Source organism: Streptomyces sp. NPDC034111 (assembly GCF_055575375.1).
In genome coordinates this window covers 949,328-962,650 of record NZ_JBVIST010000001.1, presented here as the reverse complement: position 1 = coordinate 962,650, position 13,323 = coordinate 949,328, and the positions used below count along the sequence as shown (strand labels likewise).

The 13,323-nt window shown below is 70.9% G+C and carries 10 protein-coding genes; 6 read left to right on the top strand and 4 right to left on the bottom strand.

The features are described from left to right. Window positions 1-308: 308 nt before the first annotated feature. On the top strand, window positions 309-614 hold the full coding sequence (locus tag ACZ55A_RS04275; RefSeq protein WP_468832988.1) for a C2 domain-containing protein: 306 nt from the start codon (window positions 309-311) through the stop codon (window positions 612-614). An 84-nt stretch (window positions 615-698) separates the two neighbouring features. Here ACZ55A_RS04275 and ACZ55A_RS04270 read toward each other — a convergent pair whose 3' ends face one another. The 3 genes from ACZ55A_RS04270 to ACZ55A_RS04260 all read right to left on the bottom strand — a co-directional run bounded on the left by ACZ55A_RS04270 (window position 699) and on the right by ACZ55A_RS04260 (window position 4,351). Continuing rightward, a complete protein-coding gene (locus ACZ55A_RS04270) occupies window positions 699-1,280 on the bottom strand; it encodes a TetR/AcrR family transcriptional regulator (protein ID WP_468832984.1) in 582 nt (193 codons plus the stop codon). Window positions 1,281-1,573: 293 nt separating this feature from the next. Further along, window positions 1,574-2,578, bottom strand: coding sequence for an aldo/keto reductase (locus tag ACZ55A_RS04265; protein ID WP_468832980.1), 1,005 nt, complete (start codon window positions 2,576-2,578; stop codon window positions 1,574-1,576). Between the two features lie 321 nt (window positions 2,579-2,899). Next, window positions 2,900-4,351: an MFS transporter gene (locus ACZ55A_RS04260; protein ID WP_468832976.1), complete on the bottom strand. Its 1,452-nt coding sequence runs from the start codon at window positions 4,349-4,351 to the stop codon at window positions 2,900-2,902. A gap of 101 nt (window positions 4,352-4,452) precedes the next feature. Here ACZ55A_RS04260 and ACZ55A_RS04255 point away from each other — a divergent pair, with 101 nt between their 5' ends. Further along, entirely contained in the window at window positions 4,453-5,481 is a 1,029-nt protein-coding gene (locus ACZ55A_RS04255) for a helix-turn-helix transcriptional regulator (protein WP_468832971.1), read from the top strand. A 104-nt stretch (window positions 5,482-5,585) separates the two neighbouring features. Here ACZ55A_RS04255 and ACZ55A_RS04250 read toward each other — a convergent pair whose 3' ends face one another. After that, window positions 5,586-7,040: an MFS transporter gene (locus ACZ55A_RS04250; RefSeq protein WP_468832967.1), complete on the bottom strand. Its 1,455-nt coding sequence runs from the start codon at window positions 7,038-7,040 to the stop codon at window positions 5,586-5,588. A gap of 221 nt (window positions 7,041-7,261) precedes the next feature. Between ACZ55A_RS04250 and dusB the strand changes: the two genes are divergently transcribed. The 4 genes from dusB (at window position 7,262) to ppdK (ending at window position 13,128) form a co-directional block, all read left to right on the top strand. Continuing rightward, window positions 7,262-8,413, top strand: a complete 1,152-nt coding sequence (gene dusB, locus ACZ55A_RS04245) for a tRNA dihydrouridine synthase DusB (RefSeq protein ID WP_468832962.1) — start codon at window positions 7,262-7,264, stop codon at window positions 8,411-8,413. 201 nt (window positions 8,414-8,614) lie between these two features. Continuing rightward, window positions 8,615-9,256, top strand: a complete 642-nt coding sequence (locus ACZ55A_RS04240) for a MarR family winged helix-turn-helix transcriptional regulator (protein ID WP_468832957.1) — start codon at window positions 8,615-8,617, stop codon at window positions 9,254-9,256. Between the two features lie 77 nt (window positions 9,257-9,333). After that, on the top strand, window positions 9,334-10,026 hold the full coding sequence (locus ACZ55A_RS04235; protein WP_468832953.1) for a type 1 glutamine amidotransferase: 693 nt from the start codon (window positions 9,334-9,336) through the stop codon (window positions 10,024-10,026). Between the two features lie 366 nt (window positions 10,027-10,392). Beyond that, window positions 10,393-13,128 (top strand): pyruvate, phosphate dikinase, encoded by a 2,736-nt coding sequence (ppdK, locus tag ACZ55A_RS04230; protein WP_468832949.1) that lies wholly within the window; start codon window positions 10,393-10,395, stop codon window positions 13,126-13,128. Window positions 13,129-13,323: the final 195 nt, after the last annotated feature.

The following is a 13,323-nucleotide window of genomic DNA, read 5'->3' as shown; positions in this document are numbered from 1 at the left end:
CACCCGGGCCACGCCCTGGCGGCCCCGGCTCTGGCCCCGGCCGCGAGGGCGTTGCCACAGCCCGGCCCCCGTAGGGGCGGCGCGCCCTCTTCAACGGCTGGTTCCCCCCCCGTGGAACACCGCCCGCCAGCCCATGCCGTCGCCCGCATCGCCGCGTTCGCCCCGCTCACCTGGGCCCTCTTCCGGCACGGCCGACCCTGGCGCAACGGCCCGAACGCGCTTCCGCCACCGCTGTGTGGTGACCGTTGATGTCCGGCGGGAAGGATCAGCCGTACAGGCGCACCTCGGCGACCACGGAGGGAATGCTCATGGGTGTCGTGAAGTTCGGCCGGCTCGAATGCGTCAGGCAGGAAGACTGGAACGGTAAGGACGACATCTACATCACGATCAACGGCGAGCGGGTCTACTCGACCCGGATCGGCGACGGCGGCACCCGCAACATCAACCAGTCCTTCCACTTCAAGGGCGACGTCGCCAAGGTCCGCATGTACGAGAGCGACAGTGTTGATGAGGACGACCTGCTCGGCGAGCAGATCCCGCTGCTCGGCTACGGCGAGATGAAGTTCCGCGAGGACGGTGCCTACTACACCCTCTCCTACCACCTGTCCTCCTGACGGTGGCCGTGGCCGGTTCGCGGCAGCCCGTACGAGAGGAATCCGGGCTGCGGGCACCGGCAACAGGCGGACCGCTGGGGCGTCTCAGCTGCGCAGGCCGCGCAGGATCAGGTCGCGGACGGCTTCGAAGTCGGTGGTGATTTCCGGGCGGGACCACTCGGCGGCGTAACACGGGTCGTGGAAGCGGCCGGTGGCGTCGAAGACGGCGCGGGCGGTGGTGGCGGGGGAGGGGGTGTGGAAGGCCCCCTGGCTGACGCCGGCCTCGATGATGGCGGTGAGCTGGGCCTCCAGGTCGGTGATGTGCCGGTCGACCGCACCGCCGCTCTCGCCGATCAAGGTCATGTATGTGGCGAACAGTTCGGGGTCGTCGCCGGCCTTGTGCCGCTTGGCCTCGAAGAGGGCGGTCAGCCAGCGGTCCAGACGCTCGGCGGCCGGGCCCTCCTCCGCCACGATGGCGGACAGTTCCTGGCTCGTACGCTCCAGCCAGCGCTGGGTCACCGCCTCGCGCAGCGCCGCCTTCGTGCGGAAGTGGCGGTAGACGCTGCCATGGCTGACGCCCAGGGCACGCGCCACGTCCACGACCGTGGCCTTGGCGGGGCCGTAGCGACGCAGCACCTCCTCGGTGGCTTCGAGGATGCGCTCGGGGGTCAACGTCTCGGGGGGCATGGGGCGGGCGGCCTTTCGAGGAGAGCGGGCGGGGCGGAGGACGGCGGTGGCAGCGCTCCGGGCGTCACCACTGGTACGTGCCGGCGCCGGGGCATTCAGCAGGACCGTACGCCGATACGCCGGGCACTCGGGGTGTTCAGCAGGACCGTACGCCGGGCACTCGGGGCGTACACCAGGACCGTACGCCCGTACCTACGGACGGTACCTGGCCGTCCCCCTCGCCCCGTCCCCCGTCTTCCCCCCGGCCCCCGCCCCCTCCCATCCCCCGTCCGACGCCATGGTCAGCGCTCGCTTCAGCGCTCGCTGTCGAGGTGGGCCATCTGTGCCTCCGGGTAGCGGTCGCCGGCGGCGGCGCCGGCCGGGACCGCTTGCTCGATCGCGGCCAGGTCGTCCGCGTCCAGGGTGACGTCCACAGCGCCCAGGGCCTCGGAGAGCCGGTCGCGGCGGCGGGCCCCGACCAGCGGGATGATGTCCTCACCGCGGGAGAGCACCCAGGCGATGGCTGTCTGGGCCACCGAAACGCCTTTCTGCTCGGCCGTCTTGCGCAGTGCGTCCACCAGGTCGAGATTGCGCGCGAGGTTCTCGCCCTGGAAGCGCGGGCTCATACCGCGGAAGTCGTTCGCGGCGAGCTGGCGGTCCCGGCTGAAGTGGCCGCTGATCAGGCCGCGGGACAGCACGCCGTACGCGGTGATGCCGATGCCCAGTTCGCGGGCGGCGGGCAGGATCGCCTCCTCGATGCCGCGGGATATCAGCGAGTACTCGATCTGGAGGTCGGAGATCGGGGCGACGGTCGCCGCCCGGCGCAGGGTCTCCGCACCCACCTCGGAGAGGCCGATGTGCCGCACATGCCCGGCCTCCACCAGCTCGGCCATGGCGCCGACGGTTTCCTCGATCGGGACGTCCGGGTCGAGGCGGGCGATGCGGTAGATGTCGATGTGGTCGGTGCCCAGGCGCTGGAGGGAGTAGGCGGCGAAGTTCTTCACCGCGTTGGGTCTGCCGTCGTAGCCGGTGAAGCCGCCCTCGACGGTGCGCAGGGCACCGAACTTCACGCTGATCTGCGCCTTTTCGCGGGCCGCCGCCGGGGCGGTGTGCAGCGCCTCGTTGATCAGCAGTTCGTTGTGGCCCATGCCGTAGAAGTCGCCGGTGTCGAGCAGGGTGACGCCGGCGTCGAGGGCGGCATGGATGGTGGCGATGGACTCGCTGCGGTCGCTGTCGCCGTAGAGGGCGGACATGCCCATGCAGCCGAGGCCGAGGGCGGAGGTCTGCGGGCCGGTGGTGCCCAGGGTGCGGGTCTGCACGGTGTGCTCCTGGATCAGAGAGATGAGTGAGATGAGTGAGATGAGTGAGGGGTGTCGGAGGGGTGGGAGGGGGCTTCGGCGAACGCGGCAGACGCTCGCTGTCGGTAGGAACCGCCGAGGATCCTTCGGCAGGAACCAGCGACAGGGGCCTTCGGCAGGGACCTTCGGCAGGAACCGTCATCGCTGCCGGAAGGGGCCGGCTGCCTTCGGGAGCCTTCGTGCATCAACCATGACATGACGGCTGACAGATTTCAATATCTGTCAGCCGTCATATGTGACTCCTGTCCCGCCCTCACACCCCTGGGTCCGCCTTTCCGCAGGTCAGCGCACAGATCGGGGTAGCCGCAGGGCGAGGAGCGTCGTCCCCGCGACGATCGCCAGCTGGGTCAGCAAGGCCGCGAGCAGCGCATCGCGGATGCCGACGGTCGGCAGCAGGGCGAGGAAGAGCGTGCCGAGGGTCGCCACGCCCAGGGCGAGGCCGGACTGCTGGGTGGTGACCATCGCCCCGCCGCCCACGCCCGCCTGCGCCACCGGCAGTTCGCTCAGCACGATGCGCATCAGGACCGGCATCACCATGCCCTGGCCGAGGCCCAGCACCGCCATGCTCGGCGCCAGCCCGGCCACCGAGGTGCCGGGCCAGCTCGCGTACACGGTCAGTGCCAGGGCGAGCAGTCCGGTGCCCTGGATCAGCGAACCGGCGAGCACCACCCGCCGCCCGAAGCGCCCCACCAGCCGCGGCCCGGCGAGCGAGGCGAGGAAGAAGGTGGCGCAGAGCGGCACCAGCGACAGTCCGGCCGCGAGCGGGCCGTAGCGCAGACCGTTCTGGAGCGCGACGGCCACCACGAACATGAAGCCGCCGAAGCCCACCGAGAACGGGATGAGCATGGAAAGGCCGCTGTTCACGGACGGGATGCGCAGAAGCGAGGGCGGCACCAGCGGCGTACGGCCGGCGCGTTCGGCCCGGCGCTCGACGACGACGAACGCGGTCCCGACGAAGGGGAAGACGGCCAGCAGGATCCACGACCACAGGGGCCATCCGGCCGCCCGGCCCTCGGTCAGCGGCAGCAGCAGGGTGATCAGTGCGGTGGCGAGGAGAGCGGTGCCGGGCCCGTCGACCCGGGTCGGGTGCGGGGAGCGGGTCTCGGGGACCTTACGGGCGGCCAGCAGCCAGGCCGCCGCGGCGATCGGCACGTTCACCAGGAAGACCGCACGCCAGCCGGTGCCCGCCAGGTTGAGGGAGACCAGCAGTCCGCCGAGCACCTGGCCGAGGGCGCTGGAGATACCTGCGGTGCCGCCGTAGAGGCTGACGGCCTTGGCGCGTCGCCTGCCGGTGGTCGTGGCCTGGATGGTGGCCAGGACCTGCGGCAGCAGCAGTGCGGACGCGGCGCCCTGGGCGACCCGCGCGGCCACCAGCGTGGCGGCGTCCGGGGCGAGGCCGCAGGCAAGCGACGTCAGGCCGAAGGTGGCCAGCCCCCAGAGGAACAGCCGGCGGCGGCCGGCCATGTCGCCGAGCCGGCCGCCGAGGACCAGCAGCGTGGCGTACGCGACGCCGTAGCCGGCCACCACCATCTCCAGCATCGCGGGGCCCGCGTTCAGATCGTGGTCGATGGTCGGCAGCGCGACATTGACGATAAAGAAGTCGATCATGGGCAGGGCGGCGCCCATGAGGACGGTCAGCAGACCGAGAGGGGTCAGTAAGGGCGTGGCGGCGGGCTGTTGTGGGGCGCCTGCCGCGGCTTCAAGAGGGGTGGTCTGTGCTTGGGTATCGCTCACCTGGTCGACGATCGTCGACCGCTCAGACGGGTACCAGAGTGTTCTTATCCTGGTACCAGCGCTACCTGGCAACCGGCTGAGGCCTACGGCACGCTGGGGGCATGACCGTCGACGCGACCATGACGCAGGCTGCCACACCGCGCGGTGCGGCCGCGGCACCGCCGTCCGATGCCGCCTTGCGCCAGGGTTCGGCACCGCCGTCCGGTGCTGCCCCGCGCCAGGGTTCGGCGGCTGTGCGCGAAGAGGCCGCCCCACGGCAGGGCACCGCCCCGCGGCAGGGCATCGCGCCGCGCGAAGGTGCCGCCCGCCGGGCCGAGCTGGCCGCCTTCCTCCGCAGCCGGCGCGAGCGGATCACCCCCGAGCAGGTCGGGCTGCCGCGCGGCGCCCGCAGGCGTACGCCCGGGCTGCGCCGCGAGGAGGTCGCGCAGCTGGGAGCGGTCGGCGTCACCTGGTACACCTGGCTCGAACAGGCCCGGGACATCCATGTGTCACCGCAGGTCCTGGACGCGGTGGCGCGCGCACTGCTGCTCGACCGCGCCGAGCGCAGTCACCTCTTCGCGCTCGCCGGGGAGATCGATCCGCTGCCGGGCAAGGAGTGCACGGGCGTTCCGCGCGCGCTGCGGCAGATCCTGGAGCAGCTGACGCCGTTCCCCGCGGTCGTCCAGAACAGCCGGTTCGACATCCTCGCCTACAACAGCACCTACGGGCGGCTGATGTGCGATCTCGACGCCCTGCCCGAAGAGGACCGCAACTGCATGTGGCTGGCGTTCACCCACCCCGAGTGGCGGGCGAGCGTGGTCGATCTGGACGCCACGATGCGGGTGATGGCCGCCAAGTTCCGGGCGTCGATGGCCGAGCACGTCGCAGAGCCGGCCTGGAAGGCCCTGGTGGCGCGGCTGATGGAGGCCTCGCCCGAATTCCGGGAGATCTGGCCGCAGCACGAGGTCGTCCGCCCGGTGAGCGCGGTGAAGCTCTTCCGGCACTCCCAGGTGGGCGTGCTCCAGCTGACCGCCACCAGCCTGTGGACCGGCCCCAACCCCGGCCCCAAGCTGGTGTCCTACGCCCCCGTGGACGACACGACCCACGAGCGGCTGCGGCAGCTGGAGGAGCTGGCACGCGCCGCGGTCTGACGCCCCGTAAGCGCCCGGGCGGTTACGTCCGCGGGCCCGGCCATGACGCCTGCGAGCCCGGCCGTACCTCCGCGTGCCCGCCATGACACCCGCGTGCCCCCCCGCTACGACCGTGCGTCCGCCGGACACTGACCCCGTCGCTCCTCCTCGAACAGGGCCGCGGTGTGCCGGGCGGTCTCCTTGGCCCACCGGCCCGTCGTCAGGGCGCCGAGCAGCAGGACGGCCGCGCCGCAGCCGGCGATGATCCACCAGGCCGGGCGGGCGGCGGCGAGGAACTCGTCCGCGGTGGCGGCGACATGCGCCCCGCTCGCCAGGACGGCGCCGATCACCGCGACCCCCAGGGTCTGCCCCACCTGCCGGCTGGTGGACGCCACGGCGGCCGCCACCCCGGCCTGTGCGCGCGGCATACCGGACACCGCGGTATTGGTGACCGGCGCGTTGACCAGGCCGAAGCCGATGCCGAAGAGGACATAGCCGGGGAACAGCAGGGCGTTGGCGGACTGCGCGTCGAACGCCGCGAAGAGCAGCCCGCTGGCGCCCATCGCCGTACCGGCGAGCAGCAGCGGGAGCCGTGGTCCGCGGCTGCCGACCAGCCGGCCCGACAGCGGTGCGAAGAACAGCGTCATCCCGGCCATCGGCAGCATGTAGAGCCCGGCCGCCAGGGCGGAGAGCCCGCGGATGTTCTGTAGGTACAGCGTGTTGACGAAGAGGAAGCCGCCGAGCGCGGCGAAGGCGCTGACCGCCACGACGGTGGCGCCGCTGAACGGGGCGCTGTGGAAGAACCGCAGATCGATCAGCGGCTCCGCACGGCGTCGCTCGTAGGCGATCAGCGCCGCCAGCGAGACCAGCGCCACCAGCGCGAACGCCAGGATCTCCGGGGAGGCCCAGCCGGCGTCCGGTGCCTCGATGATCGCGTACGTCAGTGAGCCGAGCAGGGCGATCACCAGCAGCTGGCCCACCGGGTCGACCCGGCGCGGCCTGGGGGCGCGCGATTCGGGGACGTACCGGAGGGTGAGGAAGAGCGCGAGGGCGCCGATCGGGACGTTGATCCAGAAGATCGAGCGCCAGCCGACGCTCTGCACCAGCAGCCCGCCGATCACCGGCCCGGCCGCCATGCTGATGCCGACCACCCCGCCCCACACCCCGATGGCGCGGGCCCGCTCCCTGGGGTCGGTGAAGGTGTTGGTGATGATCGACATCGCGACCGGGTTGAGCATCGAGCCGCCGACCGCCTGCACCATCCGGAAGATCACCAGCCACTGGAGCCCGGGCGCCAGGCTGCACAGCAGCGAGCCGAGCGCGAAGACCACCAGTCCGACCAGGAAGATCCGCCGGCGGCCGAGCCGGTCGGCGGTCGAACCGGCCAGCATCAGCAGCGACGCCAGCACCAGGGTGTAGGCGTCGATGGTCCACTGCATCCCGGCCACCGAGGCGTGCAGCTCACGCTGCATCGACGGCAGGGCCACGTTGAGGACGGTGTTGTCGAGGCTGACGATCAGCAGACTCATACAGCAGATCGCCAGGACGAGCAGTCGTCGCCGGCGGCTCGGTTCAGGCATCCTTGAACGCTACAACGATCCGCCCGGTCCGGCCCCGGCACGGCCACTCGCGCGGTGCGGGACAATAGGAGGTCGCAGCGGCCGGCCCACCCGTACGGCCGCGGTCGGCCCGCCCCGCCGAAGGATTCCGCAGGACTCCGCAGAACGAGGACTCCGAGGGAACGGACTCCGAGGAAAGCGGGCTCCGAAGGCAGTCGAAGGAAGTCGAGGAAAACAGCCCCATGGCTCTGCTCCAGATCGGTCCGCACGCGGTGTCGCCGCCCGTGGTCCTCGCGCCGATGGCCGGGATCACCAATGCCCCGTTCCGGACGCTGTGCCGGGAGTTCTCGGGCGGCAAGGGCCTGTTCGTCAGCGAGATGATCACGACGCGGGCGCTGGTCGAGCGCAATGAGAAGACCATGCAGCTGATCCACTTCGACGAGACCGAGAAGCCCCGCTCGATCCAGCTGTACGGCGTCGACCCGGACACCGTCGGCAAGGCCGCCCGCATGATCGCGGAAGAGGACCTGGCCGACCACATCGATCTGAACTTCGGCTGCCCGGTCCCCAAGGTGACCCGTAAGGGCGGCGGCTCGGCGCTGCCGTACAAGCGCCACCTGCTGCGCTCCATCCTGCGCGAGGCGGTGGCGAACGCGGGCGCGCTGCCGGTGACCATGAAGATGCGCAAGGGCATCGACGACGATCACCTCACCTATCTGGACGCCGGGCGGATCGCGGCCGAGGAGGGCATCACCGCGATCGCGCTGCACGGGCGGACCGCGTCCCAGCACTACGGCGGCACCGCCGACTGGGATGCCATCGCGCGCCTCAAGGAGCACGTCCCCGAGATCCCGGTGCTCGGCAACGGCGACATCTGGTCGGCCGACGACGCCCTGCGGATGATGCGGGAGACCGGCTGCGACGGGGTGGTCGTCGGGCGCGGCTGCCTCGGGCGGCCATGGCTCTTCGGCGATCTGGTGGCCGCCTTCGAGGGCACGGGACCCCAGGCCGGAGGCCGTGATGTCGCTTTCGCGCAGCCGACGCTCAAGGAGGTCGCGGCCGTGATGCTGCGGCACGCCACCCTGCTCGGCGAGTGGATCGGCGACGAGACGCGCGGCGTGATCGACTTCCGTAAGCATGTCGCCTGGTACACCAAGGGGTTCTCGATCGGCTCCGAGATGCGCCGCAGCCTCGCGGTGACCTCCTCGCTCGACGAACTGGACGCCCTGCTGTCGGAGCTGGACCTGGACCAGCCGTGGCCGGCCGGCGCGGACGGCCCGCGCGGCCGCACCTCGGGCCGCAACCGTGTGGTCCTCCCGGACGGCTGGCTGGACGACCCGTACGACTGCCGGGGCGTGGACGCGGACGCGGAGCTGGACACGTCCGGCGGCTGAGCCGGCCCGCCCCGGTTCGGCGGGCCGGGCAGCGAGCGGCACCGGCCCGGCTGCGGGGAGCGGGCGCCCGGGATGCCCGGCGCTTCCGGGCCCGGCGTACGGACGACGGGCGGGGCGGCGGACTCCGCGCTACCGTTCGAGTCCGTACGGGATACGGGCCGAGGGAGAGCTGTGGAGAACGGAGACCCTTCCGCCGGAGCCATGGGAGCCGCCGGAGCCACGGGAGTCACCGGAGCAACGGAAGGCATCAGGGGCCTCGGTGACACCGAGAAGGCCGTACAGGCCAAGGTTGGCGACACCCCGCTCCGCCATGAGCAGCGGGCCGCGGTGGCGCACCTCTACCGCGCCGCGGCCGCCGTGCGCCAGCACTTCGAGAACTCCGTGCTGCGCGGTGCCGAGCTGACCTGGACCTCGTTCGTCGTGCTGTGGGTGGTGTGGGTCGGGGGCGAGCGGGAGACCCGCCGGGTCGCCGAGGAGGCCGGTATCTCCAAGGGCACGCTCACCGGCGTCGCCCGTACCCTCCAGAGCCGGGGCCTGCTGGAACGCAAGGGGCACCCGGCCGACGGACGGCTCGCCCTGCTCTCCCTCACCCCCGAGGGCGAGCGGCTGATGGCCCGGATCGTCCCGGAGTTCAATGCCGAAGAGGTCTTCGTCACCGCGGCGTTGAGCGACGACGAGGCGCTGGACCTGGCGGAGCTGCTGCGCCGGGTCGTGGTGCAGGTCGAGACCCGCGGCGAGGAACGGCGGCTGGAGCTGCTGGACGGCCAGGACCCGCGGCCGCGCCGCAGCGGCCGCCGGGCGGCCCACCACACCGATGGCCCAACTCTTGTCGAGAACAGCTGACTTGAAGCGTGCGCCGGGCCCCGGCCCGCGTCGCGGAGTACCGGAGCGGCTTCCTGGCGCACGGGAGGGGATCACATATGCGCGCACTGGTCATTGCCCACGATCATCTGTCCACGGCGGGCCACGTGGGTGAGCGGCTGGCCCAGCGGGGCCATGAACTCGACGAACTGCTCGTTGTGCCGGCCGACCGGTATACGAACCCGGACGTTGAGGTGGCCTTCCCGCCGGCCGGGAACTATGGCCTGATCCTGACGCTCGGTGCCCCGTGGTCGGTGGCGCGGAAGAACGCCTGGATCGAGGCCGAACTGGCGCTGCTGCGCTCGGCGCACCAGGCCGGCATACCCGTGCTCGGCATCTGTTTCGGCGGGCAGGCGCTGGCCGCGGCGCTCGGCGGGGAGGTCGAGGCCGCGCCGCGCTTCGAGCTGGGCTGGAGCCGTATCACCACCGATGCGCCGGAACTGATCGGGCCCGGCCCGTGGTTCCAGTTCCACGGTGACCGCTGGCTGCTGCCGCCGGGCGCCCGGGAGCTGGCGCGCAATGACACCGCCTCACAGGCCTTCGTCTGCGGCCGTTCGATGGGGGTGCAGTTCCATCCGGAGCTGACGCCGGAGGTGCTCCAGGCCTGGTTCGACCACGGCGGGGCGGAGATCGCGGCCGAGGTGGGCGCCGATCCGGAGCGGCTGGTGGCCGAATTGTGCGCAGATCTGCCGTCCGTACGGGAGCGGGCGCACGCTCTGGTCGATGCATTCCTTGATCACGTAGCCCGATAGGGGGTCCAAATGATGGGACCGGGTCACACATGAGCGCGTGATTCTCGCCACCCCTGATAGGGGTTGCGCTCAGATGAGCGTTAATAGGTGGGCTCCACCTCTCCAATAGTGGCACCGGGTGCCACGCTTCATGTGTTCGACTGATCAACTCGTTCGTCGCAGTGCGTAGCACAATCCGCCTCATCCGGATGCGTAGCGGAGTGATGCATTCAGGTAATGAATGGTCGCCTGATCGCGTGATCACTTTCGATCTGCTGGCGGACGGTTGGTTACGCACGTATGTCGACCAAGTGGACGTACCCATGCGCCTTCGATCTGGGTATGTTCCTCGCCGTCAGGGCAGCCCGTCGGCGAGGAGTCAGTGCCGTGCCGGAAACACAAGATCCCCACGTAACCCAGCCTTCGTCCGTGAAGTTCGTGTACGACTTCACCGAGGGCAACAAGGAGCTCAAGGACCTCCTCGGTGGCAAGGGCGCGAACCTCGCCGAGATGACCAACCTGGGGCTTCCCGTCCCTCCGGGCTTCACGATCACCACCGAGGCCTGCAAGGTCTACCTGGAGAGCGGCAGCGAGCCGGCGGCACTGCGTGCCGAGGTCTCCGAGCACCTCGACGCCCTTGAGCAGAAGATGGGCAAGAAGCTCGGCCAGGCCGACGACCCCCTGCTCGTATCGGTGCGTTCCGGGGCGAAGTTCTCCATGCCCGGCATGATGGACACCGTCCTCAACATCGGCCTCTCCGATGCATCGGTTTCCGGCCTCGCCGCGCAGGCCGGTGACGAGCGGTTCGCCTGGGACTCGTACCGCCGGCTGATCCAGATGTTCGGCAAGACCGTGCTGGGCGTCGACGGCGAGCTCTTCGAAGAGGCGCTGGAGGAGGCCAAGCAGGCCAAGGGCGTCCGCGTCGACGTCGAGCTGGACGCCGCCGACCTCAAGAGCCTGGTCGCGCACTTCAAGGACATCGTCGCCAAGGAGACCGGCCGGGACTTCCCGCAGGACCCGCGCGAGCAGATGGACCTCGCCGTGCGCGCGGTCTTCGACTCGTGGAACACCGACCGCGCCAAGCTCTACCGCCGCCAGGAGCGCATCCCCGGCGACCTCGGCACGGCCGTCAACGTCTGCTCCATGGTCTTCGGCAACCTCGGCCCGGACTCCGGCACCGGCGTCGCCTTCACCCGCGACCCCGCCAGCGGCCACCAGGGCGTCTACGGCGACTACCTCCAGAACGCGCAGGGCGAGGACGTCGTCGCCGGTATCCGCAACACGGTCCCGCTCGCGGACCTGGAGCAGATCGACAAGGCGTCGTACGACGAGCTGATGCAGATCATGGAGACGCTCGAAACGCACTACAAGGACCTGTGCGACATCGAGTTCACCATCGAGCGCGGCAAGCTGTGGATGCTCCAGACCCGGGTCGGCAAGCGCACCGCCGGTGCCGCCTTCCGGATCGCCACCCAGCTCGTCGACCAGGGCCTGATCGACGAGGCCGAGGCCCTCCAGCGGGTCAACGGCGCGCAGCTGGCGCAGCTGATGTTCCCCCGCTTCGACCTCGGCGCGAAGTCCGAGCTGATCGGCCGCGGTATCGCCGCCTCCCCGGGCGCGGCGGTCGGCAAGGCCGTCTTCGACTCGTACACCGCCGTCAAGTGGTCGCGCTCCGGCGAGAAGGTCATCCTGATCCGCCGTGAGACCAACCCCGACGACCTCAACGGCATGATCGCCGCCGAGGGCATCCTCACCTCCCGCGGCGGCAAGACCTCGCACGCCGCCGTCGTCGCCCGCGGCATGGGCAAGACCTGTGTCTGCGGCGCCGAGGAGCTGGAGGTCGACACCAAGTCCCGCAGGATGACGACCCAGGACGGGACCGTCATCGAGGAGGGCGACGTCGTCTCCATCGACGGCTCCACCGGCAAGGTCTACGCCGGTGAGGTGCCGGTCGTGCCGTCCCCGGTCGTGGAGTACTTCGAGGGCCGGATGCACGCCGGCGCCGACGACGCGGACGAGCTGGTCAAGGCCGTCCACCGGATCATGGCGTACGCGGACCGGGTGCGCCGGCTGCGCGTACGGGCCAACGCCGACAACGCCGAGGACGCCGCCCGCGCCCGCCGGTTCGGCGCCCAGGGCATCGGCCTGTGCCGCACCGAGCACATGTTCCTCGGTGAGCGCCGGGAGATGGTCGAGCGCCTGATCCTCGCCGACACCGACGCCGACCGGGAGGCCGCGCTCTCCGAGCTGCTGCCGCTCCAGAAGGCCGACTTCCTCGAGCTGTTCGAGTCGATGGACGGGCTGCCGGTGACCGTACGGCTGCTGGACCCGCCGCTGCACGAGTTCCTGCCCGACATCACCGACCTGTCGGTGCGGGTCGCGCTGGCCGAGGCCCGCCACGAGAAGCACGAGAACGACCTGCGGCTCCTCCAGGCCGTGCACAAGCTGCACGAGCAGAACCCGATGCTGGGTCTGCGCGGTGTACGCCTCGGCCTGGTCATCCCCGGTCTGTTCGCGATGCAGGTGCGGGCGATCGCCGAGGCGGCCGCCGAGCGCAAGAACGCCAAGGGCGACCCGCGTGCGGAGATCATGATTCCGCTGGTGGGCACCGTCCAGGAGCTGGAGATCGTCCGCGAGGAGGCCGAGCGGGTCATCGCCGAGGTCGAGAAGGCCTACGACGTCAGCCTCAAGCTCACCCTCGGCACGATGATCGAGCTGCCCCGCGCCGCCCTCACGGCCGGACAGATCGCCGAGTCCGCCGACTTCTTCTCCTTCGGTACCAACGACCTCACGCAGACCGTCTGGGGCTTCTCCCGCGACGACGTCGAGGCCAGCTTCTTCACCGCGTACCTGGAGAAGGGCATCTTCGGCGTCAGCCCGTTCGAGACCATCGACAAGGACGGTGTGGGCTCGCTGGTCCGCAACGCCGCCGCGGCCGGCCGGGCCACCCGTCCGGACCTCAAGCTGGGCGTCTGCGGTGAGCACGGCGGTGACCCCGAGTCCGTCCACTTCTTCCATGAGGTGGGCCTGGACTACGTCTCCTGCTCCCCGTTCCGCATCCCGGTCGCACGGCTGGAGGCGGGCCGCGCGGCGGCCGAGTCGAAGGGCAGCGACAGCCGCTGACCCATGAAGGCACCGCGGGCGCCGAGCGCGTCCGCGGTGCCCCGAGAACCACCGGAACCCGGCGGTAGGGCACCCCAAAAACCCTCACCGGCCCGGCCGTCGGCTCCGGAACCCCAACGAGGGCGGCACCTGTGCGGAGGTGCCGCCCTCGGTCGTGTGACTCCCTACATGCCCTCGGACACCCTCAGGCGATCT